This window comes from Streptomyces gardneri (genome assembly GCF_006539185.1).
Lineage (GTDB): Bacteria > Actinomycetota > Actinomycetes > Streptomycetales > Streptomycetaceae > Streptomyces > Streptomyces gardneri.
Map to the genome: position 1 here is coordinate 95,103 of NZ_BJMN01000002.1, position 25,618 is coordinate 120,720.

Here is a 25,618-nt window from a genome sequence, read left to right on the forward strand (position 1 = left end):
TCTCGTGAATCAGTGTGGAAATTCGACATGAGCCTGTCAATGGTTTCGAAGATGTTTCGGAAACATCGGCCGTTCGTAAGGCCCGTCACGGAATTTCACTGGAGCGAAGAAAAGGCGGTCCCTGTCGAAAGTGTTTCGACAGGGACCGCTTCTCTGTGAGCAAGTGCTTGGTTAGTTCGGATAGGCGATGTCAAACCACGGGAAATGGGCCTGGTTCGTGGACGGGTGGCCGTGGGAGCTGGCGTAGAGGCCGAGCTGGACGCTGGTGAACAGCGGCGTGAGGAAGGTGGCGTCGACCGTGGCCAGATCCTGCCAGGGGCCGTCGGGCGCCGCGTGGACGAAGGTGTGGCCGAAGCCGCGGATACGGACCCCCAGGCGGACGGGGCCCGGGGGGACGGTGACGCGGGCCAGGACGTCCGGCCCGCGGCGCAGGACGAGTCCCTCCGCAGTGCGCAGAAGGAGAAGGTGGGCGTCGTCGTCGACGACCACGGCCAGGCCGGCCTCCTCGTCCGGTCCGGCCGGGGCGAAGCGCAGCTCGGTGGACACGTCGCAGTCGGGCTGTTCCTGGGGGCGGACCAGGAGGGAGGGGACGGTGAAGTCGCCGAGGCGTTCGGGGCGGAGCCTGAGCCGGAGCCCGTCACCGGTGGTCCAGAACGGTGCGCGTGGCGGCGTGCGCAGGGTGCTCCAGTCGGGTGAGAGGGCGGCGAAGTCGTCGTGCAGGGGCCGGGGAAGACCGGTGTGGGCGACGGGAGTGAAGGCCGGCCAGCCGTCGTGCCAGGTGACCCGGCTGAGGAACGTCTCGCGGCCGAGGGCGGAGCCCGGGCGCACGCCCAGAAGGACGGCCCGCCAGTCGCCGTACGGCGTCTGTACGAGGTCCGCGTGCCCGGTGCAGGTCACCGGGCCCTTCGGGACCGGAGGCAGTACCGGGTTGTCGGGGGCGCCCTCGTAAGGACCGGTCACCCTGTCGGCGCGGGCGGCCACCACGCTGTGGTCCACATCGGTGCCGCCCTCCGCGGTGAGCAGGAGGTAGGTACCGTCGATCCTGTAGAGGTGAGGGGCTTCCGCCCATCGGGCGGCCGGGTGGCTTCCCGACCACAGGACGTACTCGGGTCCCGTGAGCCGCCGTTCGAGGGGAAGGTATTCGCGCATCCAGATCTCGGTGTGGCCGGCGGACTCGTCCCGTACGCGGGAGGCGGTGAACCAGGCCCGGCCGTCGCCGTCCGGCCCGTCGTCGAAGAACAGCGACGGATCGAAGCCCTCGCCCTCCAGCCAGTACGGTTCCGACCACGGCCCGGCGGGGTCGGTCGCCGTGACGACGAAATGGCCGGGGCCGTCCATCAGCGTGCAGACGAGGTGGAAGAGCCCGTCATGGTGCCGGATCGTCGGCGCGAACAGGCCGCGTGAGGGCTCGCACCCGTCGAGGTCGAGCTGGGACGGCCGGTCAAGGGCGGAGCCGAGACGCCGCCAGCTCACGAGATCGCGGCTGTGGAACACGGGAAGCCCCGGGAACCACTCGAAGCTGGACGTCACCAGGTAGTAGTCCGAGCCCACGCGGCAGACGGACGGGTCGGGCCGGAAACCGGACAGTACGGGATCACCGAACGACGTGGTCATGGCACCGCGACGATCTCGACCGGAACGGACAGGACACGGTCGGCCGCCGGGTGCCGTACGGGGCCCTGCAGGACGAAGGACCCCTGGAGCGGAAGATCGCCGCTGGACCGTCCGACGGCCACGCCGACCTCTCCGGGCTCGACTCTCCTGCGCAGATCGATTCCGGTGAAGGAGGTTCGGTCGGCATGGACGGAGAAGGTGATCCGGGCGGCCTCACCCGGCCCCAGCTCGACCCTGCCGAATCCGGCGAGCCACCGCCGCGGCCTGACGACGGACGCCTCGGGGTCCGAGAGGTACAGCTGGACCACCTCGGTCCCGGCCACCTCGCCGACGTTGCGCACGGTGACCGCGACCGAGACGGCTCCGTCCGTCGGGGCGACGGGATCCAACACGAGATCCGCGTAGGCGAAGCTGGTCCAGCTCAGCCCGTGTCCGAACGGGAACAGCGGAGTCGGGTCCACCGAGCTCCAGTCGGTGCGACCGCCCAACGTGGAGTGAAGGTAGGTGCCGGGCTGTCCGCCGACCTGGCGGGGGACGGAGACCGGGAGCCGCCCGGACGGTTCGGCGGCCCCGCTGATGATCCGTGCCAGCGCCGTCCCGCCCTCCTCGCCGGGGAAGAAGGCCTGGACGACGGCCGCCGCGCGCTCGGCGAGCGCGCCGAGCGCGTAGGGCCGGCCGGAGACGAGGACCAGGACCGTCGGCACCCCGGAGTCGAGGACGGCGGAGGCGAGTGCGGCCTGGTCGCCGGGCAGGTCGAGGGTCTCGGCGTCGCAGCCCTCTCCCGAGGTGCCCCGGCCGAACATGCCGGCCCGGTCGCCGAGTACCAGCACGTTCACCTCCGGATCGTCCGCGGTGACCGTGAACCCGGCGGCGGTGAGCGTCTCGCGGAGCGTCGGGATCTCCACCCCGGGGTCGCCCGGCAGCGCGACATGGTTGGGGAAGGAGTAGCAGCCGAGGAAGGAGTGGGGGTCGTCGACATACGGCCCGGTGACAGCGACCCGGCACGGCCGCAGCGGCAGGATGCCGTCGTTGGCGAGCAGCACGGTGGACCGTTCGGCGAGGATCCTGGCCAGCGCCCGGTTCTCCGGCGGGTCGAGGTCGATCGGCTCGGGCTTGACCGGTTCCCATTCGGGGTCGAGCAGGCCGAGTTCGGCCTTCTGCAGCAGGACCCGCTCCGCGGCCCGGTCGACGAGCTCCTCGGGCACGTCCCCCGACCGTACGAGCGCGGTCAGCGGCTCGCCGTAGCAGCGGGCCGTGGGCAGCTCGACGTCGATTCCGGCGGTCAGCGCCAGCGCGCCGGCCGCGCCGCGCGATCCGGAGACGCCGTGCCGGGACTCCAGGAAGGAGACGGAGTAGTAGTCGGCGACGACGACACCGCCGAAGCCGAGCTCGTCCCTGAGCAGCCCGGTCAGCAGCCGCTCGTCGGCGGCGACCGGGACGCCGTCCACGTCGGTGTAGCTGTTCATCACCGACCGGGCGCCTCCCTCGCGCAGCGCCCGTACGAAGGGCTCGACCAGCACGTCGGCGAACTCGCGCGGCCCCACGGCGACGGGGGCCATGTTCCGGCCGCCGCGCGAGGCCGAGTACCCGGCGAAGTGCTTGAGCGTCGCCACGACGCCGGCGCCCTCCAGACCCTGTACGTAGGCGGTCCCGATCGCCCCGACGAGATAGGGGTCCTCGCCGATGCACTCCTCGGTCCTGCCCCACCGGTAGTCGCGGACGACGTCGAGCACCGGAGCGAGCCCCTGGTGGACACCGACCCGCCGCATCCCCTCGCCGATGGCGGCGGCAATGCGCCGTACGAGCCCGGGGTCGAAGGACGCGCCCCAGGCGAGCGGTCCGGGGAAGACCGTGGCCCCGAGCGTCATGAAGCCGGTCAGGCACTCCTCGTGGGCGAGGGCGGGAATGCCGAACCGACCGGCTTCGATCACCTCCCGCTGGAGCGAGGCGAGCCGCTCCATCCCGGCTTCCGCCGTGATCGGCGCGGTGCCGTACACCCGGGTGAGCTGGCCGAGTCCGTGCCCGATGATGTCGTCGAGGCCCGGAGCCGGCTCGCCGGAATCGTCCTCCATCGGCGCCACGGGCGCTCCGGGATCGGAGGGCAGGGCCCAGAAGCCGGCCAGTTGCCCCGTCTTCTCCTCCAGCGTCATCCGACTCAGCAGATCGGCCACTCGCACGGAAGCGGGCAGGAGGGGGTCACGCCAAGGCTCGGTCACGGGGTTCTCCTAGAGACGGGGCGGGGCGGTGGAGACGCGGACCTTGAGTTCGGTCGAGAGCTCCACCCGGGGGCTGACCAGGGGTTGATCCTCCAGAAGCTGGAACAGCGTGCGGGCGGCGACGCGGCCCATCTCCTCCAGCGGCTGGCGCACCGTCGTCAGCGGGGGTGACAGCCAGTCGCACATCGGCAGGTCGTCGAAACCGACCACGCTGAGATCCTGAGGGATGCTCAGTCCGGCCTGCCTGGCGGCCTCGTAGACACCCATCGCCTGCTGGTCGCTGCCCGCGAAGATGGCGGTCGGCGGCTCGGGCAGGGCGAGCAGCTCCTGAGCGCACCGGAATCCGCCCTCGTGCTGGAAGTCGCCGAACCGGATCAGGTCGCGGTCGACCTCGATACCGGCCCGCTCCAGGGCTGCCCGGTAGCCGTCGATGCGGGCCTGGCTGCAGAGCATCTCCTTGCGCCCGCCGATCGCGGCGATCCGGCGGTGCCCCAACTCCAGCAGGTGTTCGGTGGCTGCGAGGCCGCCGCCCCAGTTGGTCGCGCCGATGCTCGGTACGCCGTTGTCCGGCAGGTCGATCGGGTCGATGACGACCAGCGCCACCCCGCCCCGCTCGACCTGGGCGCGCTGCGCCTGGGTGACCGAGGCGGTGACGAGGATGACGCCGTCGCTGTGGTGCTGGACCGGTAGCGCGGACCAGCTCGACGGCGTGGCCTCGCCCGGTGGGACGAGCGACACGACGGTGCCGACGCCCCGCTGGGCGCACTCGGCCTCGACGCCGCGCAGGATCTCCACCGCCCAGGCGCTGTCCAGACCGCCGATGATCAGGTCGACGAGGCCCGATCTGCGGGCCCTGTTCTGCCGGCCGGGCTGGAGGTAGTTGTGGGCCCGCAGCAGGCCCTCGATCCGTTCGCGGGTCGCGGGCGCGACGTCGGAACGGCCGTTGATCACCTTGGAGACGGTGGCCTGGGAGACCCCCGCCTCCGCGGCGATGACCGCCAGAGTCGCACGCTGCTCGCTCAACGTTTCTCCTCCTCGACGCCGTGGGGCGACGATTTGTATCGCAAACTTTCGAAGAGTTTCTGGGCGGCGTGACGGCTTGTCAAGCCCAGGTTGCCGGCAGATTTCCCAGATAAATCAGTGAGAGGCCTTGACCGTGCCGCCCAGCGTTCCTAGTTTGTGGCACCACGGAATTCGAGAGTATTTCGAAAAAGTTTCGAGCGCGGAACCGGCAAGAACCCGGCAGCGGCTCGGCATCGAACCCGGCATCCCCCCTCACGGAGGTCCCATGGCCAGCACCGTCCCGAGCCGACGCAGCTTCCTGGCGCTCGCGGGCTTGACCACCCTGTCCGTCGCCCTGACCGCGGCCTGCGGGGCCGACGAGTCGGGCGGCAACCTGTCGGCCGACGGCAAGGTGACGTTCGAGTGGTGGAACATCGCCACGACGGAACCGGGCAAGTCCCTCTTCCCGCAGATCGCCACAGCGTTCACGGCCGCCCACCCGAACATCGTGATCAGCACGACCTCGTTGGAGAACGAGGCGTTCAAGTCCAAGCTGACCGCGACCACTTCCTCGGGCAAGCTGCCCGACGTCTACCAGACCTGGGGCGGCGGGGTGCTCCAGCAGCAGGTCGACGCGGGGCTCGTCGAGGACCTCACCGACCTTCTCGACTGGTCGGCCCAGCTCACCCCGGTCTCGCTCCAGGCCTACCAGATCGGGGGCCGCACCTACGGAGTGCCGTACGACATCGGCATGGTCGGCTTCTGGTACAACAAGAAGCTCTTCGCCAAGGCCGGGATCACCGCTCCACCGGCCACCTGGGCCGAGTACCTCGGCGTCGTGAAGAAGCTCAAGGCCGCGGGCATCACCCCGATCGCCCTCGCCGGCAAGGAGAAGTGGCCGGGCCACTACTACTGGGCCTACCTCGCGATGCGCGTCGCCGGCCTCCCCGCCCTGCAGAAGGCCGCGACCTCCAAGGACTTCACCGATCCCGGCTTCGTCAAGGCGGGCGTCCACCTCAAGGAGCTCGTGGACCTCCAGCCGTTCCAGCCGGGCTTCCTCGGCGCCGGCTACGCCACCCCGGGCGGCCAGGCCGCGTCCGTGGGCAACGGCAAGGCCGCCATGGAGCTGATGGGACAGTGGGGACCGTCGGTGCAGAAGGACGCGGGCGCCGACCTCGGAGCGGACCTGGGCTTCTTCCCCTTCCCGACGGTCGACGGCGGTGTGGGGCAGGCGACCGAGGTGTTCGGTGGCGGCGGCGGCTTCGCACTGCGCAAGGGCGCTCCGAAGGAGGCGCTGGACTTCCTGAAGTTCTTCGTCCTGGAGAACGAGTCCAAGCTGTTGGCCTCCAACGGCTACCTGCCGGTGGTCAAGGGTGCGGAGAGCCGGCTCACCGACGCCAACAAGAAGGTGGTGGCCGAGAGCCTGGTCAAGGCGACGGGCTTCCAGCTCTTCCTCGACCAGGCGTACCCGCCGGCGGTCGGCCAGGAGGTCAACGACAGCGTCGCCGACCTCATAGCGGGCAAGAAGACGCCCGAGCAGGTCACCGCGTCGATCACCGAGGCTGCGAAGAGTGCCTAGCTCCGTGTCCACCCTGACAAAGGAACGGACGGTGGAGTCCGTGGCGGCGCCCCCGCCGCCCCCGGCCCGTTCACGCCTGAGCCGGTGGGGTGCCTGGGCGTCGGTCGCCTGGTTCCTCGTCCCGGCCCTGCTCCTCTTCCTCGTCTTCGTCCTCGCCCCGATCGTCGTCGCCGTCTGGACCGGCTTCTTCAAATGGGGCGGGATCGGACCCATGGCCGACTTCGTCGGCTTCGCGAACTACACCAAGCTCTTCGACGACCAGGTCTTCATCGGCGACCTGTGGCGCGGGCTGTACCTGATCCTCATGTCGGTCCTGGTGCAGCTGCCCTTCGCCCTGTTCACCGCGGTCCTGCTCAACCAGAAGCTCCGCGGCCGGGCCGTCTACCGGATGCTGTTCTTCGCGCCGTACATCCTCTCCGAGGTGGTCACGGCGGTCCTCTTCACGATGATCTTCCTGCCCGGCGCCGGCATGGCCGACCATCTCGCCGGCTTCCTGGGTCTTGAGGGGCTCCAGGGCAAGTGGCTCGCCGATCCCTCGACGGTCATGCCGACCCTGTTCGTCGTCATGATCTGGAAGTACTTCGGCTTCCACATGATGCTGTTCCTCGCCGGGCTGCAGAGCATCCCGTCCGAAATCCTGGAAGCCGCCTCCATCGACGGCGCCGGCGCCTGGCAGCGCTTCCGGTACATCACGCTGCCGCTGCTCGGCCCGACGATCCGGATCAGTGTCTTCCTGTCGATCATCGGGTCCATCCAGCTCTTTGACCTCGTCTGGGTCATGACCGCGGGTGGGCCCAACCACTCCTCGGAGACGATGGCGATCGCGATGTTCCAGTTCGGCTTCAAGCGGTACCAGGTCGGCTACGCCAGCGCGATCAGCGTGGTGCTGTTCATGATCAGCCTCGTCTTCTCGCTGTTCTACCAGCGATACGTGCTCCGCCGCGATCTGAGCGGGGCCGTCACCTCGGGAGGTGGCCGATGAACGCCCGTCGGACGGTACGCGGCCTTTCGCTGCACGCCGTGGTCTGGCTGATCGCCGCGTTCGTCGCCGTACCGCTGCTCTATGCGGTGATCTCCGGCTTCAAGAGCACCGCGGAACTGACGAACAACCCGTTCGGGCTTCCGCAGCAGTGGAAGATCGGCAACTACATCGGAATTCTCGGCGACGGCATGTTCTGGCGGCAGATCGCCAACAGCGCGGGCATCGCGATCGGTACGACGGTCTGCACGGTAGTGGCCTCCGCGATGGCGGCTTTCGTCCTGGCCAGATATGCCTTCCGTGGAAGGGAGTTGTTCTATACGCTCTTCACGATCGGGCTGATGTTCCCGTTCGCCGTGGCCGTTCTTCCGCTCTTCCTCATGCTGCGCACCTTCGGCCTGCTCGACAATCCGCTCGGAGTCATCCTCCCGCAGGCGGCTTTCGGGCTCCCCATGACGATCGTGATCCTGCGCGGTTTCTTCCGGACCATCCCGGCGGAGATCGAGGAGGCCGCCACCATGGACGGCTGCTCGAAGTTCCGTTTCTTCTGGCAGATTCTGTTGCCGATGGCGCGTCCGGCGCTCGGTACGGTCTCGGTGCTCGCGGTCGTCGCGAGCTGGAACAACTTCTTCCTGCCGCTACTGGTGTTCAGCGATCCGAAATGGCAGACGATCCCGGTCGGCGTCCAGCAGTTCCAGGGCCAGTACTCGACCGACTTCGCACTCGTCCTCGCCTACATCGTGCTCGCCATGGTCCCCGCCCTCGCCTTCTACGCCGTCGCCGAGCGCCAGCTGATTGGTGGCCTCACCGCCGGCGCGACCAAGGGCTGACCCGACCCGCGCGCCCTCCTTCCCTCCCCGAGGAGACCCAGTGAAACGTCTGACCGCCTTGACAGCCGCCATATTGTTAGCGCTAACATCACAGGTGGCCGCCGCCGAACCCGTACCGTCGGCGGCCAACCAGGCCCACCAGGCCCACCAGGCCAACCAGGCCGCCCCCGCTCGACCCGCCATCGACTTCCGGGCCGCACTCCAGCCCATCGACGGCTTCGGCTTCTCCATGGCCTTCCAGCGCGCCGACCTACTGCACGGCGCCCGCGGCCTCAGCCCTGCCAAGCAGCGCGAGGTGCTCGACCTGCTGCTCAGCAAGGAGAAGGGCGCGGGCCTGTCGATCCTGCGCCTGGGCATCGGGTCCTCGACCGACCGGGTCTACGACCACATGCCGACGATCCTGCCCACCGACCCCGGCGGGCCGGACGCCACACCGGAGTACGTCTGGGACGGCTGGGACGGCGGCCAGGTCTGGCTCGCCAAGGAGGCCAAGGCGTACGGCGTCAAGCGGTTCTACGCCGACGCCTGGAGCGCGCCGGCCTTCATGAAGACCAACGGCAGCGAGAACAACGGCGGCGAGCTCCTGCCCGCTTGGCGTCAGGCCTACGCGAACTACCTCGTCCAGTACGCGAAGTTCTACGAGCGCGAAGGCATCGACATCACCGACCTGGGGTTCACCAACGAACCCGACTGGACGGCGACCTACGCCTCGATGCGGTTCACCCCCCAGCAGGCCGTCGACTTCCTCAAGGTGCTCGGACCTACCGTCCGCGCCTCCGGACTGAAGGCGGGAGTGGTCTGCTGCGACGCCGCCGGCTGGGACCGCCAGGTCGCCTACACCGAGGCCATCGAGGCGGACCCCGAGGCCGACAAGGCCGTGCGGACCGTCACCGGCCACCGCTACAGCGGTGCGACCACTGTCCCGCAGCCGACCGACAAGCACGTGTGGATGTCCGAATGGTCACCGGACGGCACCACCTGGAACGAGAACTGGGACGACGGCAGCGGCTACGACGGCCTCACTGTCGCCGCCGACATCCAGAACACCTTGACCGTCGGCAACGCGAACGCCTACGTCTACTGGACCGGCGCGTCCCTCGGCGCGACCCGGGGCCTCATCCAGCTCGCCAACCCCGGCGACGACTACCGGGTGTCCAAGCGGTACTGGGCCCTGGCCGCCTTCAGCCGGTTCATCCGCCCCGCCGCCGTCCGCGTGCCGGTCACGGACGCCGACCCCGCCCTGCGTGTCACGGCCTTCCGCAACCCGGACGGCAGCCGCGTGATCGAGATCCTCAACACCGCGACCACCGAGAAGTCCGCCGAGTTCACCCTTCGCGGCGGACACGACCGGCACCCCGACGGCTACGTCACCGACGAGACCCGCTCGATCGCCCCGGCCGACGTCGCCTCCACGCACGGCACGACCCTCACGGCCAGGCTCGCCCCGCGCGCGCTCACCACGATCGTTCTCGACTGACCCGTCGTTCTCGACCGACTCGCCCATCACCGAGGAGCCACCCATGTCCAGGTCCATCTCCCGGCATCTGATCGCCCTCTCCGCGGCCGTCTGCCTCGCCGCCGGCCTCGCCGCCACCCCCGCGACCGCCGAGCCCCGCCCCAAGACGCTCGCCGAACTGGCGAAGAAGCACCACAAGTACTTCGGCTCGGCCACCGACAACCCCGAGTTCACCGACGCCGCCTACCTGAAGCTCCTCGGCAGCGAGTTCGGCCAGACCACCCCCGGCAACGCCATGAAGTGGTACGCCACCGAGCCCAAGCCCGGCGTCTTCGACTTCACCGCCGGCGATGAGGTCCTGGCCTTCGCCAAGGACCACCACCAGAAGGTCCGCGGCCACACGCTCGTCTGGCACAGCCAGCTCCCCGCCTGGCTCACCGACCGCACCTGGACCGCCGACGAGCTGCGCCCCGTCCTCAAGAACCACATCCAGACGGTGGCACGGCACTACAAGGGCAAGGTCATCCACTGGGATGTCGTCAACGAGGCCTTCAACGAGGACGGCACCTACCGCGAGTCGATCTTCTACAAGACGCTCGGCCCCGGCTACATCGCCGACGCCCTGCGCTGGGCCCACGAGGCCGACCCGCGCGCCAAGCTGTACCTCAACGACTACAACGTCGACGGCATCAACGCCAAGAGCGACGCCTACTACCACCTGATCAAGCAGCTGAAGGCCGACGGCGTCCCGGTGGAGGGCTTCGGCCTCCAGGGCCACCTGGCGCTCCAGTACGGCTTCCCCGCCGGCGTCCAGGAGAACATCCAGCGCTTCGCCGACCTCGGCGTCGAGGTCGCGATCACCGAGCTCGACATCCGGATGGAGCTCCCGGCGACACCGGAGAAGCTCGCCACCCAGGCCACCTGGTACGCCGACTACGTCAAGGCCTGCCTGGCGGTGAAGAAGTGCGTCGGCGTCACCATCTGGGACTACACGGACAAGTACTCGTGGATCCCCGGGGTCTTCCCCGACGAGGGCGCCGCGCTGCCCTACGACGAGAACCTGCAGCCCAAGCCCGCCTACCACGCCATCAGGAAGGTGCTCGGCGGATGATCAGGACGGCGATCGTCGGGACGGGCGGGATCGCGGGCATCTGCCACGTACCCGCCCTCCGGGCCCAGGCGCACCGGGCCGAGATCGTGGCCGCCGTCGACGTGGATGCCGTGCGTGCCGAGGCCTTCGCGGCCGAGCACGGCATCCACGCCTTCTACACCGACCTCGCCACGATGCTCCGGGAGGAGCGGCCGGACCTCGTACACCTGTGCACACCGCCGCACCTGCACGCCGAACAGGCCGTGGCCTGCCTGGAGTCGGGGGCGTGGGTGTGGTGCGAGAAGCCGGTGGCCCTGTCGCTGGCCGAGCTCGACCGGATCCATGCAGCCGAGGGCACCGCCGCCGCGGGCGCGGTCTTCCAGCACAGGTACGGCTCCGGCGCCCGCTACCTGCGCGACAGCATCGCCGCCGGGACCCTGGGCCGTCCGCTGGTCGCGCAGTGCGTCACGGCCTGGTACCGCGACGACGCCTACTACGACGTGCCGTGGCGCGGCACCTGGCGGAGCGAGGGCGGCGGCCCGACGCTCGGCCACGGCATCCACCAGATGGACCTGATGCTCGCGGTGCTCGGCCCCTGGGCCGAGGTACGCGCGATGGCCGGCCGTCTCGAACGCGAGGTCCAGACCGAGGACGTGTCCACGGCCCTGGTCCGGTTCGAGAACGGAGCCATCGCGACGGTCGTCAACAGCGTCCTCTCGCCGCGCGAGGAGAGCTACCTGCGGTTCGACCTCACCGACGCCACGGTCGAGCTGCGGCACCTGTACGGCTACTCCAACGCGGACTGGACGTTCACCGGCAGGACGCCCGCCACGAAGTGGGACCCGCCGGACGACGTGCCCAGCTCGCACACCGCCCAGCTCGCGGAGTTCCTGGACGGTTACGCGGCCGGGCTCCGGCCCGACCTCGGCAGGCCCACCATGGAACTCGTCACCGCCCTCTACAAGGCCGCGATCACCGGCCGACCGGTCCGGCGCGGGGAGATCGACGCGGCCGACCCCTTCTACGCCTCGCTCCACGGAGGACGACCGGAGGTGTTCCGATGACGTTCGAACTCCTGGAACAAGAGGACGCGCTGACCGTCCGGGCGCGCGGCACCGATCTCTTCCGGTACGTGCACCGGCCGGTCATGGACCCCTTCGAGGCGCCGAAGCCGTACCTGCATCCGTTGCGCACGCTCGCCGGCCAGGTGGTCACCGGATACCGCCCGCACGACCACCGCTGGCACAAGGGCGTCCAGTTCACGGCGTCATGGGTATCGGGCCAGAACTTCTGGGGCGGCGGCACCTACCTGCGCGGGCAGGGCTATGTGGACCTGCCGAACCTCGGCACGATGCGCAGCCTCGCCGTATCCGCCGAGACGGATCACGACCGCGCCGTCATCACCGAGCACCTCGCCTGGCACACGATGGCCGGCGGGCACTGGATCGACGAACGTCGCATGCTGACCGCGTGCGACGTCGAAGCCGACTCCTGGACCCTCGAGGTCACCACCGCGCTGACCAACGTCCACGGCACCGACCTGGTGTTCGGCAGTCCCGGCACACAGGGCAGGGAACTCGCCGGGTACTCCGGCCTGTTCTGGCGCGGCCCGCGCGAGTTCACCGGCGGCGACGTGATCGGCCCCGGCATGGGCGAGCAGGGCGAATGGCTCGCCTACATCGGCACCCACGACGAGGTCGACCGCTCCTCCACACTGCTGTTCCAGGACGACCCGGACACCCCTTGCCAGTGGTTCGTCCGCAGCGAGCCCATCCCCGCCGTCAACCCGTCCCTGGCGTTCGACAAGGAACTGCCGCTGGCCCCGGGCGACACCCTGTCGCGCCGTTACCGGATCGTCGTGGCCGACGGCGCGTGGGACCTCGCCCGCCTGACCCGGCACGTCGAGGAACACCCGTGGTGACACCGCTTCCGGGCGGTGTGGGAATCTCCGGGCTGACCGTGTACGACTGGGAGGCCGCCGACGGACTGTGCGGCGGCACCCCTCACATGCACCTCGTCTGCTCCGAGGCGTACGTCGTCATCGGCGGCGAGGGCAGCGTCCAGACCCTCACCGGCTCCGGTTTCGCCGACACTCCGCTGCGCGCCGGCGACGTCGTCGGGTTCACCCCGGGAACGATCCACCGTCTCGTCAACGCGGGTGACCTGCGGCTTGTCGTCCTGATGCAGAACAGCGGCCTCCCCGAGGCCGGCGACGCCGTCTTCACCTTCCCCGCTTCCGTCCTGGCCGACCCCGACGCCTACCAGGCGGCGGCGGCCCTGACCGGCGACCACGGCGCGGCGGCGCGCCGCCGCCGCGACCTGGCGCTCGAAGGGTTCATGGACCTGCGCCGCGAAGGAGGGCTGCCGGAGTTCCACGCCGCGGCCCACCGCCTGAAACGCGAACTCCTGGATCAGTGGGTGATCCGTTGGCGTGACGGCGCTCTGACGGCGGCCGAGGAGACCGGCCGTCAGTTGGAGCGGCTGAAGGCCGGAGATCTCTCCCACCTCGACCACGGCGCGGTGTCACGGCTCGAACGCCTGGAGGACCCGCTCTTCGGCATGTGCGGTCTCCTCCATCCCTATGCCGCCCCCACCCTCCCGGCGCGACCGCTCGGCGGCCCGCCGGAATCACTCCACCCCCACCCCCCGGAGGAACAATTCCGATGAGATTCCGTCATCCACCCCTGATCCTGAGCCTCGTCCTCGCGGTCCTGTCGTCCCTGCTTCTCGGGGCCTCGCTCCTCACCGCCCCGCCCGCCGCCGCGGCCAGCGTCGACACCAACGCCTGGTACGTCCTGGTCAACCGCAACAGCGGCAAGGCCCTGGACGTCTACAACCTGGCGACCGGCGACGGCGCCCGCATCACCCAGTGGACCAGGAACGACCAGAACCAGCAGCAGTGGCAGTTCGTCGCCTCCGGCGACGGCTACTACCGCGTCAAGTCCCGCCACTCAGGCAAGGTCCTGGACGTCCAGAACAGCTCCACCGCCAACGGCGCCGCGGTCACCCAGTGGACCGACGTGAACGGCACCAACCAGCAGTGGCGCCTCGCCGACAGCGCGGACGGTCACATCCGGCTCGTCGCCCGCCACAGCGGCAAGGCCCTCGAAGTCCAGGGCGCCTCCACCGCCGACGGCGCGAACATCGTCCAGTACGACGACTGGGGCGGCGCCAACCAGCAGTGGCAGCTCGTCAAGGTCGGCGGCGGCACCCCCGGCACCTGCGCCCTTCCCCCGACGTACCGCTGGTCGTCCACGGGCGCGCTCGCGCAGCCCAGGACGGGCTGGGCCGCGCTCAAGGACTTCACCGTCGCCCCCTACAACGGCAGGCACATCGTCTACGCGACGACGCACGGCGCCGCGGGCACGGGCCAGGGCTGGGGTTCGATGAACTTCACTCCGTTCACCGACTGGTCGCAGATGGCCTCGGCCGGCCAGAACGCGATGTCGAATTCCGTCGTCGCGCCCACGCTCTTCTACTTCGCTCCGAAGAACATCTGGGTGCTCGCCTACCAGTGGGGCAGGACCGCCTTCTCGTACCGGACGTCGACCGACCCGACCAACCCGAACGGCTGGTCGGCGGAGCAGGAGCTCTTCTCGGGGACCATCGCCAACTCCGGGACGGGACCGATCGACCAGACGCTGATCGGCGACGGGACGAACATGTACCTGTTCTTCGCCGGTGACAACGGCAAGATCTACCGGGCGAGCATGCCGATCGGGAACTTCCCCAGCAGCTTCGGCACGAGCTCGACGATCGTCATGAGCGACACCACGAACAACCTGTTCGAGGCCCCGCAGGTCTACAAGCTCCAGGGCGAGGACCGCTACCTCATGATCGTCGAGGCGATCGGGTCGCAGGGCCGGTACTTCCGCTCCTTCACCGCCACCAGCCTGAACGGCTCGTGGACGCCCCAGGCCGCGACCGAGAGCAGTCCCTTCGCCGGCAAGGCCAACAGCGGCGCCACCTGGACCAACGACATCAGCCACGGCGAACTGGTCCGCGCGACCGCCGACCAGACCTTCACGGTCGACCCCTGCAACCTGCGCTTCCTGTACCAGGGACGCGACCCGAACTCCGGCGGCGACTACGGCCAGTGGCCCTACCGGCCGGGCCTGCTGACCCTGCAGCGCTGACGACGTGGCACCGCCCCGGCGCCCATGAGGAGCCGGGGCGGTGTGCGGTGTCCCCGACGGCCCTCGGGGGAACCGAACGCATCAGGAGGCGGCCGGGACCGTCCCGTCGCCGCTACGCCGAAGGGTGCGTCGGCACCGCGTCGACGAGCGCCGCCAGGGCCTTCCCGAGCGCCTGCGCTCCCGGTCCCGCCGGGCCGCCCGGCTCGCTCATGTAGACGTCACGGCGAATCTCGATCATGAGCGCGCCGACCCGCGGATCCTTGCCGTAGTACGACAGCGGTACGTACGTCCCGGCGAAGGGCGTGTCCGTCGCCAGGCCCCCGAACCCACCGAACGCCTCCCGCGCCGCGTCCAGCAGGGCCGGCGGCGTGTGGAAGGCGTCGGTGCCGAGGCAGACGGGCGGGCGGGGCCCCTCGCCGTGCAGTTCGTACGGCAGCGGCCCGGTCGGGTACGAGTGGACGTCGACGATCACGGCCCGCCCCGTCGCCTCCAGGCGCCCCGCCACGGCGGCGGCCATGCCCTCGGCGTACGGCGTGAAGTACCTGTCGATCAGCGGCGTCGGGTCGAAGCCGGCGGGGCGGAGCGCGTCGCGGTGCGTGGTCCGCGTGTACACCGCGCCCATCCCGACGGCCAGCATCTCCTCGCGCTCGTCGGGGAACCGCTCGGGGTCCACGACCAGCCGCGACAGGCGGTTGACGAACCGCCAGGGGGTCGCTCCGGCGGTGGCCGCGGCCACGGCCGCGATCTCCGCGGTGTGGGCGTCGGTGATGTGGTCCAGCTCGCGGTCCAGTTCCCCGTCGCCGAGCAGGATGCCCTCGCGCACGTCCGGGGGTATCACCCGTGAGGAGTGCGGGACATGGAGGAGGACGGGGGAGTCCGGGGCGCCGGCGAGGACGTCGTACGAACGTGAGGTCATCGGCTCACCCTTGCACAGCCCGTGCCCGCCCTGTGCGCGCTCGTGGGCGCGGCGCCGGTCACCGGCGGTCGACCGCCACCGTCGCATGGACGGTCTTGCCGTCCGGGCCCGCGTCCACGGTCACCTCGCGGCACAGCCGGAGCACGATCGGCCAGCCGTAGCCCCCGGGGCGCAGCCCCTCACGGCGCTGGTACAGCGGGGCCTCCCCGCTGGCGTCGGACACGGACACCGTCACCCGGTCACGTCCGATTCCGATCCCGAAGCCCGTGACACCGCCCGCGTGCCGGAGCGCGTTCGTGACCAGCTCCGAGGTGACGAGCAGCAGGTCGTCGACCTGGGAGGGTCGCAGGGGGCCGAGCGCCGCGAGGGTGTGTCGCACGAGCTGTCGCGCCTGGGCCGGGGCGCGGACCGGGGGCGTACCGGCGTTTCCGGCGCCGTGAGGGTCCGTCCCGGGGGCCCGGGACCGGGTGTCGCTCCAGGTCTTCATCGCGGATCCCTTTCTTCCTGTTCCTGGCCGGTTCCTCGGCAAGTGTTGGGTTTCGTCTGCCCGTTCGATCCGGGGTGATGTGTCCCTCAGGGCGGAATCTTCCGGGTGGAAACTTCCGGGCGGAACCGGTCGGGATCGGACGAGGAGTGCCTTCGGGAAGCGGGGGTACGAGAACCGGGACCGCTGAACGGACCGCGAGTCAGAGGAGGTTGTCCCCGTGCGGACCGATCCGGCCGAGGCGACGACGACGTATGCGACGAACGGCGTGGGCGAGGACCTGCCCTTTCCCGAGGTGCCGCACGAGGTACCACCCCGGGACGCACGCGCCCTGTCGAAGGTGTTCTTCCGTGAACTGGCGGCGCGGGAGGAGGGCACCGCGGGCCACCAGTACGTCCGGAACACGCTCATCGAGATGAACATGTCACTGGTGGTGTACGCGGCGGGCCGCTTCCGAACGGGCGGCCCCGAGCGGGAGGACATCCTCCAGGTCGGCATGGTCGGTCTCATCAAGGCGATCGACCGCTTCGACCTGTCGCGCGAGGTGGAGTTCACCACCTTCGCCGTGCCGTACATCGTGGGTGAGATCAAGCGCTTCTTCCGCGACACCACCTGGGCCGTGCACGTCCCGCGCCGGCTCCAGGAGGCGCGGGTGGAGCTGGCCAAGGCGACCGAGGAGCTGAGCTCACGGCTCGGCCGGGCCCCGCGCATCGCGGAGCTGGCGCCGGCCATGGACCTGTCCGAGGACGAGGTGATCGAGGCCCAGGTCGCCGCCAACGGCTACCACTCCACGTCTCTGGACGCCACGTTCGCCGGCGGCCACGGCGAGGACGAGGACGCGGCCCTGGCCGACCTCATCGGCGAGGAGGACCCGGCGCTCGCGCTCTTCGAGGAGTTCCACACCCTCGCCCCGCTCCTGGAGGCCCTCCCGTCCCGCGACCGGCTGCTGCTGCACCTGCGCTTCGTGGAGGAGCTCACCCAGACGCAGATCGGTGAGCGGCTCGGCGTCTCCCAGATGCACGTCTCACGGCTGCTCGCCCGGAGCCTCGACCGGTTGCGGGACGGCATGATCGAGCAGGGCGGTGAGGGCTGAGGGCTGAGGGCTGAAGGACGGTCCGGGTCCGGTGATCTCAGCGGACCGAGCCGAGGAACGCGCGGGTGCGCTCCTCGGCGGGCGCGTCCAGGAGCGCGTCCGCCGGTCCCGACTCGACGATCCGGCCGCGGTCGAACATCAGGATCCGGTCCGAGACGTCCCGCGCGAAGCCCATCTCGTGCGTCACGCACAGCAGGGTGATGTCGGTCCGGCGGGCGACGTCCCGCAGCACGTCGAGCACCTCCGCCACCAGCTCCGGGTCCAGCGCGGACGTCACCTCGTCCAGGAGCAGGATCTCGGGGCGCATCGCGAGCGCGCGGGCGATGGCCACCCGCTGCTGCTGGCCGCCGGAGAGCCGGGTCGGCCGCGCGTCGACCTTGTCGGCGAGCCCGACCAGGTCGAGCAGGTCCCGCGCGTGCTGCGCGGCCTCGTCCCTGCTCTCGCCGAGGACGTGCACGGGCGCCTCGACGACGTTGTCGAGGACGCTCATGTGCGGGAAGAGGTTGAACTGCTGGAAGACCATGCCGATCCGCCGCCGTCGCCCGGCCAGATGGCGTTCGCTCGCCGGCACCAGCTTCCCCGGCGTTCGGCCCGGCATGTGGGAGAAGGGCTGTCCGGCCACGTGGATGACTCCGTCCGTGACCCGTTCCAACGTCATGAGCAGGCGGAGGATCGTGGTCTTCCCGGAGCCGCTCGGGCCGATGAGGGTCACCCGCTCCCCGCGGGCGACCTCCAGGTCGAGGCCGTCGAGCACGGTGTGGTCGCCGTACCGCTTCGTGACGCGGTCGAAGCGGACCGCCGGGTCCTCAGTGGGCAAGGCGTGCCTCCAGTCGTCGTAGCAGCGCGGACGTCGGCCAGCTCGCGAGCAGGAACACCGCGGCGGCCAGGGTGAAGCTCTCCAGATAGGCGAAGTGGGTGCTGCCGTACGTGTTCGCCTCGTGGACCATCTCGTGCACCGTGATCACCGACAGCAGCGGCGTCTCCTTGAACATGGACACCGCGTAGTTCCCCAGCGGCGGCAGCACGTTGCGTACGGCCTGCGGCAGCACCACCGCCCGCCACACCCGCCGGCGCGGCAGCGACAGGGCCGTACAGGCCTCCCACTGCCCCTTCGGTACGGCGTCGATGCCCGTCCGGTACACCTCGGAGAGGTACGTGGCGTAGTGCACGCCCAGGACCAGCACACCGAGCACCGGCGCGTCGAGGCCCGGCACCAGTACCCAGGCCGCGAACAGCTGCACCAGGAGCGGGGTCGAGCGGACGAACCCGGCCGCCCCGCGCACCGGCAGGGCCAGCCAGGCCGGACCGGCGCGCTGGGCGAGGGCGAGCGCGAGACCCAGCACCGCCGCGAGGGCGAAGGCCAGCACGGTCGCGACCAGGGTGACGCCGAACCCCTCCAGAACGGTCGGCAGAGCGGCCAGGGCCGCCTCCCCGTCCCACATCACACGCCTCCTTCCTGCCCGGCACGGGCCTTCGCGGCCCGCTCCAGGGCGTTCATGCCGAGGCTCAGCACGACGGCCAGGCCGAAGTAAAGCCCCAGGAGCAGCAGGTACGAGGCGGCCGTCGCCCCCGTCGACGAGCGCAGCTGGTCGATCTGGAAGGTCAGGTCGGGGACCGTGACCAGGGAGAGCAGCGGCGTCGCCTTCAGCAGCTGGACGAGCAGGTTCTTGAACGGCGCGACCATCAGGGCGTGCGCCTGCGGCAGCACGACCCGGCGCAGCCGCAGTGCCGGGCCCATGCCCAGCGCGATCGCCGCCTCGGTCTGGGCTCGGGGCACCGCGGCGACCGCGCCCCGCACCACCTCGGAGCCGTACGCCCCGAAGTTGAGGCCGAGCGCGAGCACGCCGCAGGCCAGCGGCTCCAGCCGGAACCCGAGCATCGGCAGCGCGAAGAACAGCCAGAAGAGCTGCACGTACAGCGAGGTTCCGCGGAAGAACTCGACGACGAGCCGGGCCGCTCCGCGCACCGGCGGCCGCGCCGACCGGGACAGCAGGCCGAGGGCGTACGCGAGGACCAGGGCGAGCGCGGCGCCGAGCACCGTGGCCTCGACCGTGACGAGCAGTCCGTCGGCGAGCCGGGGCACCGCCCGGCTGAGTTCGGGGAGGAAGTCAGCCATGCCGGCCGCCCCTCACCCTGTGCACAGGTCGGCGGTCCGCAGGGAACGGGGAGGCACCTCGCGCGTGGTGAAGCCGTAGTGCCCGATCAGCTCCACGAACCGGTCCGGGGACCCGGTGATCTTCCGGAGCTCGGTGTCGAAGGCATCCCGCAGCCCGGTCGCCCCCGGCCGGAACACGGCCCCTCCCGCGCCGAGTTGCCGTACGCCGTCGACCACCGGGACGAACGGCTCGGCCACCTCGACCGAGGCGCCCCGGTTCGTCCGCGCGAGCCAGCGCAGGGAGATGGCGGTCAGCGCGAAGGCGTCGATCCGGCCGGCCAGGAGGGCGTCGAGCCCGTCCTGCTGCTTGGCCAGCGTCTTCACCGACCCTTCCGGGACCCCCGCCGCCTTCGCGAAGGACGCCTCCACGGCGGCGGTCAGCACGCCGACGGTTGCGCCCTTCGCCGCGCAGGACGCGAGGTCGTCGAGTCCCTTCGGATTGCCCGCGCGGACCATCAGGGCGGTGGGGGAGACGAACTCCGGCTCGGAGAAGATCACCTTGGCGCAGCGCTCGGGCGTGATCGACATGCCCGCGCTCACCACGTCGAACCGGTCGGCCAGGAGCCCGGGGATCAGCGCCCCGAACTCGGCCAGCGTCGGGCGCAGTTCGCGTACCCCGAGGGCCGTGAAGATCTCGCGGTGGAGCGTCGGGGCCTCGCCGGCGAGCTCGGCGCCGTCCTGGAAGCCGTACGGCGCCTCGCCGGCGAACCCCACCCGCACGAAGCCCTGTTTCCGCAGCCTCGCCAGGAGCGCGCCGTCGTCCTCGGGCGCCCCCGTCCCCACCTGGGTGCGGGTGCACGCCGCCAGGAGGCCGGGCGTCAGGGCGAGTCCGCCCAGGAGCGCCGTTCTGCCGAGGAAGCGCCGGCGGTCGAGGGGCGCGGGGCCGGTCATGACCGGCCCCCGGGGCGTGCGGCGACGAAGGAGGGCCGCCGGACCGGGGCGGCGAAGGGCGCCTCGGGCTGGTTCTCGACGCTGTTGAAGACGAGGAACACATTGCTCCGGGGGTACGGGGTGATGTTGTCGCCCGAGCCGTGCAGGGCGTTGCAGTCGAACCAGGTGGCCGAGCCCGCCGGACCGGTGAAGTGGCGGATGCCGCAGGCGTCGGCGAAGGTCGTCAGAGCCTCGTGGGACGGGGTGCCGGCGTCCTGCATCCGGAGCGACTGCTTGTAGTTGTCCTGGGGCGTGGCACCGGCGCAGCCGAGGAAGGTGCGATGCGAGCCCGGCATGATCATCAGACTGCCGTTGGTGGTGTGGTTCGCCGTGAGCGCGATCGACACCGAGACGGTCCGCATCCTCGGCAGGCCGTCCTCCGCGTGCCAGGTCTCGAAGTCGGAGTGCCAGTAGAAGCCGCTGGCACCGAAGCCGGGCTTCACGTTGACCCGCGACTGGTGGACGTAGACGTCGGAGCCGAGGATCTGGCGGGCGCGGCCGACGACCCGGGGGTCCTCGGCCAGCCGGCCGAAGACCTTGCTGAGCCGGTGCACCTCGAAGACGGACCGGATCTCCTGGGAGCGGGGCTCGACGATCGCGCGCTCGTCCGCCCGCACGGCGGGGTCGGTGACGAGCCGGTCCAGCTCCGCCCGGAGCTCGTCGACCTCGGCCGGGGTGACGAGCTCGTCCACCGTGACGAAGCCGTCGCGGTCGTACTCCGCCAGTTCACGGGCCCAGAAGGGGCCCGCCGTGCCGGGCTCGGACCACACGACGGGGTCCTTGCGGCCGATCAGTTCCTCCTTGGGGCCACGGGTGGGGTAGAGGTCGACGGGGCGGGTGGGTGCGGAGGCCATGAGGGAGCGTGCCGCCTTTCTCTCGGGGGTGCGTACGGATCTCGTGTGGGGTTCGTGCCGTGGCTCAGACGTCGTCCCCGGCGGCCCGGCCGGGCTCGGTGAGCAGGGGGTAGACGCCGTTCTCGTCGTGGTCCTCGCGGCCCGTGACGGGCGGGTTGAAGACGCACAGGCAGCGGAAGTCCCGCTTGACCTTGAGGGTGTGGCGTTCGTGGCCGTCGAGCAGGTACATCGTTCCGGGCACGATCGTGTACGAGCGGCCCGTCTCCAGGTCGGTGAGCTCGGCCTCGCCGGCCGTGCACACGACGGCCTCGACGTGGTGCGCGTACCACATGGAGGTCTCGGTGCCTGCGTACAGCACCGTCTCGTGGAGGGAGAAGCCGACCCGCTCGCGGGCCAGGACGATGCGCTTGCTCTCCCAGGTGCCCGACGCGGCCCTCACATGCCGCTCGGTGTTCTCCAGCTCGTCGAAGGAACGGACGATCATGGGGTGTCGCCTTTCGGGTACGTCTGTTGCCGGTGGATGTGCGGCGAGGGTCAGGCCGTGTGACGGACGGAGCGGGCCAGGATGCCGAGGCCCTCGTCGAGTTCGTCGTCCGTCACGGTCAGCGGCGGCAGGAGTTTGACGACCTCGCCGCGCGGCCCCGAGGTCTCCACGAGCAGGCCGGTCTCGAAGGCGCGTCGGCACACCGCGTCGGCGCGCTCCCCGTCCTTGAACTCCAGGCCCCACACCAGCCCGCGGCCCCGGACCGAGAGGCCGGTGCGCTCGTCGCCCGCGCACAGGTCGAGGAGCGCGCGCTCGACCCGGTCGGCACGGCCCAGGGTGCGCTCGCGCAGGGCGCTGTCGCGCCAGTAGGCGTCGAGCGCGGCCGTGGCGGTGACGAAGGCGGGGTTGTTGCCGCGGAAGGTGCCGTTGTGCTCGCCGGGCTGCCACACGTCGAGCTCGGGCCGGAAGAGGCAGAGCGCCATGGGCAGGCCGTAGCCGCTGATGGACTTGGACAGGGTGACGATGTCGGGCGTGATGCCCGCCTCCTCGAAGGAGAAGAAGTCGCCGGTGCGCCCGCAGCCCATCTGGATGTCGTCCGCGATGAGGAGCATGTCGTGCCGGCGGCAGAGCTCCGCGAGCGCGCGCAGCCACTCGGCCCGGGCGACGTTGATACCGCCTTCCCCCTGGACGGTCTCGACGATCACGGCCGCCGGGTGGTCGAGGCCGGAGCCGGCGTCGTCCAGGAGCCGCTCGAACCAGAGGAAGTCGGGGAGGTGCCCGTCGAGGTAGTCGTCGAAGGGCATGCGGATGGCGTGGTGGAGGGGGACGCCCGCACCGGCGCGCTTGGCGGCGTTGCCGGTGACGGCGAGCGAGCCGAGCGACATCCCGTGGAAGGCGTTGGTGAAGGAGACGACCGTCTGTCGCCCGGTGACCTTCCGGGCGAGCTTCAGCGCGGCCTCCACGGCGTTGGTGCCCGTGGGGCCGGGGAACATCACCTTGTAGGGCAGGCCGCGGGGCTCCAGGACCGTGGAGTGGAAGGTCTCCAGGAAGTCCCGTTTGGCGGTCGTCGACATGTCGAGACCGTGGGTGATGCCGTCGTCGGCGAGATAGTCGAGGAGGGCCCGCTTGAGCGCCGGATTGTTGTGGCCGTAGTTCAGGGAGCCCGCGCCGGCGAAGAAGTCGAGGTACGGGCGCCCCTGCTCGTCGTACAGCCGGCTCCCGGTGGCGCGCGCGAAGACGACGGGCCAGGCGCGGCAGTAGCTGCGGACCTCCGATTCGAGGGTCTCGAAGACGGAGGGGGCGGCGATGTCGGTCGTGGCGATGTCGGTCAGGGTCACGAAGTCTCTTCTCCAGAGTGGGGGATGGCGTACGCGAGCGCCGGGGCGTACGCGGGCGACGGTCGAGCGCTCAGGACGCCGGGGGACCGATCGGGCCGATGCGGTACAGCACCTCGGAGTCGTGGCCCGCCGCGGGGAAGGCGGCCGACGGGAAGAGGACCTCCCTCGTCACGTCCGCGCCCTGTCGGCGCGCGAAGGACCGGAACAGGCGGTCGGACGCCACGTTTCCCGGGGTGACGGTCGCCTCGACCCGGTCGATTCCGTGCTCGGTCGCCACACGTGCGGTCAGGGCGTCCAGCAGGGTTCCGGCTACCCCGCTTCCGCGGTGCGAACCCTCGACGGCGATCTGCCAGACGAAGAGGGTCTTCGGCGCGTCGGGCCGCAGGTAGCCGGTGACGAATCCGATCGGGCGCCCGGAGGTGTCACGGGCGACGGAGGTCGTGTCGGCGAAGTCGCGGCACCACAGCAGATAGCTGTACGGCGAGTTGAGGTCCAGTTCCCCCGAGCCGTGGGCGATCCGCCAGAGTTCGGCGCCGTCCGCGATCGTCGGCGGTGTCGTGCGGGCAGTGGTCGCTGTGGTCATGGGCGCCGAAGCTACCCAGTGGAAGTCGGAACTTCCTGGTCCGGAGGCCTTGTTCGAGACAGGAGGAACATGATAGGTGCGCCGGAGGTCGGTGTGGCGGGAATGCATGCTTCGACGCACGGAAAACAGGGTGATAGTTGGGCAAAATCACCGTTTATAACGGATGCGCAACGCCTCTTGTGCACCCCTGACGTATGCGCGAAGAGCGTGAGAAGATCCGGGATTTCGCGTTTGAAGCCGCCGGGAGCGGTCAGGTGTACGGGTCGATCCGTGTGCGCCCCCGCGGTGAGCACCCCCGGAACGCGCAGGAGCCGGGCCGGTGTGACGAGCCCGGCCCGGCTCCGTTCGTTCGGTCGCGCTGGACCTACCAGATCGCCTCGACCCACTCGGGGTGGTCGATGAAGGGGTTGCGGTTGCCCTGGTAGGTGCTGTGGATGATGTCGTTGCGGCGCTCTTCGAAGGCGCTCGGCGGGTCCTGCTCGTTCCACTGCTTCAGGATCGAGAGGCGGCCGTGCCAGGGGACGCTGCCGTTGGAGGTCGACTCGTTGGTCTCCAGGTCGGCCCAGGCGTCGTCGCCCTCGTAGCGGACGGCCATGTAGAGGATCATGCGGGCCACGTCGCCCTTGTCGGCGTTGCGCGGCTCGAAGGAGTTGGAGTCCGTGTAGCTGCCGGCCGCGCCGCTGACCGCGCTGCCGCCGTTGTCCCAGTCCTTGTTCCCGCGGGTGCTGTTGACCTGGACGTCACACGCGCGCAGGTGGTGCAGGTCCGTGCCCGGCCCGGCCGAGGTGCCGAAGTTGCCGTGCGACTGCGCCCACACGTGCTCGCGGTTCCAGTCGCCCACGGAGCCGCCGTTGAGCGACTTGCTGCGCGAGACGCCGCTGTAGAGAAGGACCACGTTGTTGGTGTTGGCGGGATCCTGGTCGGTCACCTTCAGCGCGTTCCAGACGGCGTCGTACGAGATCCTGGTCTGGCTGCTGATGATCGTGTGCAGCGAGGACTTGAGGCTCGTGCCGGTCTTGCCGACCGCGTTCTTGTAGTACGTGCTGTCGTACGCGGTCGTCGTGGCACTGGCGGGCGTCGCGGTGATCGCGGGGAGCGTGACGCTCATGAGGGTGGCGGCGAGGGCAGCCGCCCACGCCTTCCATCTACCGATCCGCACAACGGACATGGGGGGCCCTTTCCCGGGGACGATACGCGCGGTGCGGCGGAAACCGGCTCAAGGCTTCCGCTGTCTACGCGTGTTGACTTCGTGTCATCGGGAGGGTGACACAGGTCAGGTACCTGTCATGTAACGGGAAAGAGGCTGTTCCGTGACGTTCTCGCATATGGAGGAACCGAACGACGCCGAAGGGGTCTCACGCGCCCCGGACGTCCACAGGCATCCCCTTCGGCTCCTTGATGCGCTTCATGATGATCTGCGAGTTGACCTCGGTGACCCCGGCCAGCGTCGTCAGCCGCTCGATCCACAACCGCTCGTACGCCGCGAGGTCGGCCACCGCGATGCGCAGCAGGCAACCGGGACTGCCGAACAGCCGGTACGCCTCGATGACGTCCGGCACGTCCTGGAGCGCCTCCTCGAAGGCCTCCACCGTCTCGCGGTCCCGCCGCACCTCCACCGAGACGAGCACCTCGAAGCCCCGCCCCACCGCCTCCGGGTCGATGATCGCCCGGTAGCCCTGGATCACCCCGTCCTGCTCCAGCTGGCGCACCCGGCGCAGACAGGGGGAGGGGCTCAGCCCGACCCGCTGGGCCAGCTCCTGGTTGCTCAGCCGGCCGTCGTCCTGGAGCTCGCGCAAGATGTGGAGATCGATTCGGTCCATGGCGCAATTATCTACCACGATGAAACATTTCTGCGGCCGATTTCGCAATCGGCTTGCGTG

Annotated in this window: 26 protein-coding genes; 10 read left to right on the top strand and 16 right to left on the bottom strand. The window is 70.3% G+C overall.

What is annotated here, in order from left to right:
• Nucleotides 1–171 precede the first annotated feature (171 nt).
• Genes SGA01_RS01130 through SGA01_RS01140 form a run of 3 tightly spaced genes read right to left on the bottom strand, consistent with a single transcriptional unit; the run spans nt 172 to nt 4,853 of the window.
• Nucleotides 172–1,614 carry a glycoside hydrolase family 43 protein gene (locus tag SGA01_RS01130; protein ID WP_141292426.1) on the bottom strand — a complete coding sequence of 481 codons (1,443 nt, stop codon included), beginning with the start codon at nt 1,612–1,614 and terminating at the stop codon, nt 172–174.
• A complete protein-coding gene (locus tag SGA01_RS01135; RefSeq protein ID WP_141292427.1) occupies nt 1,611–3,830 on the bottom strand; it encodes a beta-glucosidase in 2,220 nt (739 codons plus the stop codon). The genes SGA01_RS01130 and SGA01_RS01135 overlap by 4 nt, the downstream gene beginning before the upstream one ends.
• 9 nt (nt 3,831–3,839) lie before the next feature.
• On the bottom strand, nt 3,840–4,853 hold the full coding sequence (locus SGA01_RS01140) for a LacI family DNA-binding transcriptional regulator (RefSeq protein ID WP_141292428.1): 1,014 nt from the start codon (nt 4,851–4,853) through the stop codon (nt 3,840–3,842).
• 265 nt (nt 4,854–5,118) lie between these two features.
• On the opposite strand from SGA01_RS01140, the gene SGA01_RS01145 reads away from it, so the two are divergent.
• The 3 genes from SGA01_RS01145 to SGA01_RS01155 are packed head-to-tail and all read left to right on the top strand — an operon-like array spanning nt 5,119 to nt 8,220.
• Nucleotides 5,119–6,411 carry an extracellular solute-binding protein gene (locus SGA01_RS01145; protein ID WP_141292429.1) on the top strand — a complete coding sequence of 431 codons (1,293 nt, stop codon included), beginning with the start codon at nt 5,119–5,121 and terminating at the stop codon, nt 6,409–6,411.
• A gap of 4 nt (nt 6,412–6,415) precedes the next feature.
• Nucleotides 6,416–7,393: a carbohydrate ABC transporter permease gene (locus tag SGA01_RS01150; protein WP_371865956.1), complete on the top strand. Its 978-nt coding sequence runs from the start codon at nt 6,416–6,418 to the stop codon at nt 7,391–7,393.
• Nucleotides 7,390–8,220, top strand: a complete 831-nt coding sequence (locus SGA01_RS01155) for a carbohydrate ABC transporter permease (RefSeq protein WP_141292431.1) — start codon at nt 7,390–7,392, stop codon at nt 8,218–8,220. The genes SGA01_RS01150 and SGA01_RS01155 overlap by 4 nt, the downstream gene beginning before the upstream one ends.
• 88 nt (nt 8,221–8,308) lie before the next feature.
• Here the strand turns inward: SGA01_RS01155 and SGA01_RS42745 are convergent, their stop codons facing one another.
• Complete coding sequence (locus SGA01_RS42745) at nt 8,309–8,461, bottom strand: MYXO-CTERM sorting domain-containing protein (RefSeq protein ID WP_371865964.1); 153 nt, start codon at nt 8,459–8,461, stop codon at nt 8,309–8,311.
• On the opposite strand from SGA01_RS42745, the gene SGA01_RS01160 reads away from it, so the two are divergent.
• The 6 genes from SGA01_RS01160 to SGA01_RS01185 are packed head-to-tail and all read left to right on the top strand — an operon-like array spanning nt 8,450 to nt 14,902.
• Complete coding sequence (locus SGA01_RS01160; RefSeq protein WP_371865965.1) at nt 8,450–9,697, top strand: glycoside hydrolase family 30 protein; 1,248 nt, start codon at nt 8,450–8,452, stop codon at nt 9,695–9,697. The two genes, SGA01_RS42745 and SGA01_RS01160, sit on opposite strands and share 12 nt — an antisense overlap.
• 43 nt (nt 9,698–9,740) lie before the next feature.
• Entirely contained in the window at nt 9,741–10,787 is a 1,047-nt protein-coding gene (locus SGA01_RS01165) for an endo-1,4-beta-xylanase (protein ID WP_141292433.1), read from the top strand.
• On the top strand, nt 10,784–11,830 hold the full coding sequence (locus SGA01_RS01170; RefSeq protein ID WP_141292434.1) for a Gfo/Idh/MocA family protein: 1,047 nt from the start codon (nt 10,784–10,786) through the stop codon (nt 11,828–11,830). The genes SGA01_RS01165 and SGA01_RS01170 overlap by 4 nt, the downstream gene beginning before the upstream one ends.
• Nucleotides 11,827–12,687 carry a DUF6807 domain-containing protein gene (locus SGA01_RS01175; RefSeq protein WP_141292435.1) on the top strand — a complete coding sequence of 287 codons (861 nt, stop codon included), beginning with the start codon at nt 11,827–11,829 and terminating at the stop codon, nt 12,685–12,687. Before SGA01_RS01170 ends, SGA01_RS01175 begins: the two co-directional genes overlap by 4 nt.
• A complete protein-coding gene (locus tag SGA01_RS01180; RefSeq protein ID WP_141292562.1) occupies nt 12,684–13,433 on the top strand; it encodes a cupin domain-containing protein in 750 nt (249 codons plus the stop codon). Before SGA01_RS01175 ends, SGA01_RS01180 begins: the two co-directional genes overlap by 4 nt.
• On the top strand, nt 13,430–14,902 hold the full coding sequence (locus SGA01_RS01185; protein WP_141292436.1) for a non-reducing end alpha-L-arabinofuranosidase family hydrolase: 1,473 nt from the start codon (nt 13,430–13,432) through the stop codon (nt 14,900–14,902). Before SGA01_RS01180 ends, SGA01_RS01185 begins: the two co-directional genes overlap by 4 nt.
• 112 nt (nt 14,903–15,014) lie before the next feature.
• Here the strand turns inward: SGA01_RS01185 and SGA01_RS01190 are convergent, their stop codons facing one another.
• A complete protein-coding gene (locus SGA01_RS01190) occupies nt 15,015–15,818 on the bottom strand; it encodes an N-formylglutamate amidohydrolase (RefSeq protein ID WP_141292437.1) in 804 nt (267 codons plus the stop codon).
• A 58-nt stretch (nt 15,819–15,876) separates the two neighbouring features.
• A complete protein-coding gene (locus SGA01_RS01195) occupies nt 15,877–16,305 on the bottom strand; it encodes an ATP-binding protein (RefSeq protein ID WP_141292438.1) in 429 nt (142 codons plus the stop codon).
• A gap of 217 nt (nt 16,306–16,522) precedes the next feature.
• On the opposite strand from SGA01_RS01195, the gene SGA01_RS01200 reads away from it, so the two are divergent.
• Nucleotides 16,523–17,395 carry an RNA polymerase sigma factor SigF gene (locus tag SGA01_RS01200; protein WP_141292439.1) on the top strand — a complete coding sequence of 291 codons (873 nt, stop codon included), beginning with the start codon at nt 16,523–16,525 and terminating at the stop codon, nt 17,393–17,395.
• Between the two features lie 37 nt (nt 17,396–17,432).
• Here SGA01_RS01200 and ehuA read toward each other — a convergent pair whose 3' ends face one another.
• The 10 genes from ehuA to SGA01_RS01250 form a co-directional block, all read right to left on the bottom strand.
• Nucleotides 17,433–18,212, bottom strand: coding sequence for an ectoine/hydroxyectoine ABC transporter ATP-binding protein EhuA (gene ehuA / locus SGA01_RS01205; RefSeq protein WP_141292440.1), 780 nt, complete (start codon nt 18,210–18,212; stop codon nt 17,433–17,435).
• Nucleotides 18,202–18,837 (bottom strand): ectoine/hydroxyectoine ABC transporter permease subunit EhuD, encoded by a 636-nt coding sequence (gene ehuD / locus SGA01_RS01210; protein ID WP_141292441.1) that lies wholly within the window; start codon nt 18,835–18,837, stop codon nt 18,202–18,204. The genes ehuA and ehuD overlap by 11 nt, the downstream gene beginning before the upstream one ends.
• Nucleotides 18,837–19,511, bottom strand: a complete 675-nt coding sequence (gene ehuC / locus SGA01_RS01215; RefSeq protein ID WP_141292442.1) for an ectoine/hydroxyectoine ABC transporter permease subunit EhuC — start codon at nt 19,509–19,511, stop codon at nt 18,837–18,839. Before ehuC ends, ehuD begins: the two co-directional genes overlap by 1 nt.
• A 12-nt stretch (nt 19,512–19,523) precedes the next feature.
• Nucleotides 19,524–20,441 carry an ectoine/hydroxyectoine ABC transporter substrate-binding protein EhuB gene (ehuB, locus tag SGA01_RS01220; RefSeq protein ID WP_141292443.1) on the bottom strand — a complete coding sequence of 306 codons (918 nt, stop codon included), beginning with the start codon at nt 20,439–20,441 and terminating at the stop codon, nt 19,524–19,526.
• Complete coding sequence (gene thpD, locus SGA01_RS01225; RefSeq protein ID WP_141292444.1) at nt 20,438–21,334, bottom strand: ectoine hydroxylase; 897 nt, start codon at nt 21,332–21,334, stop codon at nt 20,438–20,440. Before thpD ends, ehuB begins: the two co-directional genes overlap by 4 nt.
• A gap of 64 nt (nt 21,335–21,398) precedes the next feature.
• Nucleotides 21,399–21,818 carry an ectoine synthase gene (locus SGA01_RS01230; protein WP_141292445.1) on the bottom strand — a complete coding sequence of 140 codons (420 nt, stop codon included), beginning with the start codon at nt 21,816–21,818 and terminating at the stop codon, nt 21,399–21,401.
• A 50-nt stretch (nt 21,819–21,868) separates the two neighbouring features.
• Nucleotides 21,869–23,140: a diaminobutyrate--2-oxoglutarate transaminase gene (gene ectB, locus SGA01_RS01235; RefSeq protein ID WP_174867189.1), complete on the bottom strand. Its 1,272-nt coding sequence runs from the start codon at nt 23,138–23,140 to the stop codon at nt 21,869–21,871.
• An 85-nt stretch (nt 23,141–23,225) separates the two neighbouring features.
• A complete protein-coding gene (ectA, locus tag SGA01_RS01240) occupies nt 23,226–23,738 on the bottom strand; it encodes a diaminobutyrate acetyltransferase (protein WP_141292446.1) in 513 nt (170 codons plus the stop codon).
• 364 nt (nt 23,739–24,102) lie between these two features.
• Nucleotides 24,103–24,906: an endonuclease I family protein gene (locus SGA01_RS01245; protein ID WP_141292447.1), complete on the bottom strand. Its 804-nt coding sequence runs from the start codon at nt 24,904–24,906 to the stop codon at nt 24,103–24,105.
• A gap of 187 nt (nt 24,907–25,093) precedes the next feature.
• Nucleotides 25,094–25,558 carry an Lrp/AsnC family transcriptional regulator gene (locus tag SGA01_RS01250; RefSeq protein WP_141292448.1) on the bottom strand — a complete coding sequence of 155 codons (465 nt, stop codon included), beginning with the start codon at nt 25,556–25,558 and terminating at the stop codon, nt 25,094–25,096.
• Between the last annotated feature and the right edge of the window lie 60 nt (nt 25,559–25,618).

Excerpts from the sequence above, each read along its gene's own strand:
- ectA (WP_141292446.1), bottom strand. The coding sequence starts at position 23,738 with ATGACCACAGCGACCACTGCCCGCACGACACCGCCGACGATCGCGGAC.
- SGA01_RS01165 (WP_141292433.1), top strand. The coding sequence starts at position 9,741 with ATGTCCAGGTCCATCTCCCGGCATCTGATCGCCCTCTCCGCGGCCGTC.
- SGA01_RS01130 (WP_141292426.1), bottom strand. The coding sequence starts at position 1,614 with ATGACCACGTCGTTCGGTGATCCCGTACTGTCCGGTTTCCGGCCCGAC.
- SGA01_RS01170 (WP_141292434.1), top strand. The coding sequence starts at position 10,784 with ATGATCAGGACGGCGATCGTCGGGACGGGCGGGATCGCGGGCATCTGC.
- SGA01_RS01145 (WP_141292429.1), top strand. The coding sequence starts at position 5,119 with ATGGCCAGCACCGTCCCGAGCCGACGCAGCTTCCTGGCGCTCGCGGGC.
- SGA01_RS01190 (WP_141292437.1), bottom strand. The coding sequence starts at position 15,818 with ATGACCTCACGTTCGTACGACGTCCTCGCCGGCGCCCCGGACTCCCCC.
- SGA01_RS01185 (WP_141292436.1), top strand. The coding sequence starts at position 13,430 with ATGAGATTCCGTCATCCACCCCTGATCCTGAGCCTCGTCCTCGCGGTC.
- SGA01_RS01250 (WP_141292448.1), bottom strand. The coding sequence starts at position 25,558 with ATGGACCGAATCGATCTCCACATCTTGCGCGAGCTCCAGGACGACGGC.
- thpD (WP_141292444.1), bottom strand. The coding sequence starts at position 21,334 with ATGGCCTCCGCACCCACCCGCCCCGTCGACCTCTACCCCACCCGTGGC.
- SGA01_RS01195 (WP_141292438.1), bottom strand. The coding sequence starts at position 16,305 with ATGAAGACCTGGAGCGACACCCGGTCCCGGGCCCCCGGGACGGACCCT.
- SGA01_RS01155 (WP_141292431.1), top strand. The coding sequence starts at position 7,390 with ATGAACGCCCGTCGGACGGTACGCGGCCTTTCGCTGCACGCCGTGGTC.
- SGA01_RS01245 (WP_141292447.1), bottom strand. The coding sequence starts at position 24,906 with ATGTCCGTTGTGCGGATCGGTAGATGGAAGGCGTGGGCGGCTGCCCTC.
- ehuC (WP_141292442.1), bottom strand. The coding sequence starts at position 19,511 with ATGGCTGACTTCCTCCCCGAACTCAGCCGGGCGGTGCCCCGGCTCGCC.
- SGA01_RS01230 (WP_141292445.1), bottom strand. The coding sequence starts at position 21,818 with ATGATCGTCCGTTCCTTCGACGAGCTGGAGAACACCGAGCGGCATGTG.
- ehuD (WP_141292441.1), bottom strand. The coding sequence starts at position 18,837 with ATGTGGGACGGGGAGGCGGCCCTGGCCGCTCTGCCGACCGTTCTGGAG.
- ehuB (WP_141292443.1), bottom strand. The coding sequence starts at position 20,441 with ATGACCGGCCCCGCGCCCCTCGACCGCCGGCGCTTCCTCGGCAGAACG.
- SGA01_RS01175 (WP_141292435.1), top strand. The coding sequence starts at position 11,827 with ATGACGTTCGAACTCCTGGAACAAGAGGACGCGCTGACCGTCCGGGCG.
- SGA01_RS01160 (WP_371865965.1), top strand. The coding sequence starts at position 8,450 with ATGGCCTTCCAGCGCGCCGACCTACTGCACGGCGCCCGCGGCCTCAGC.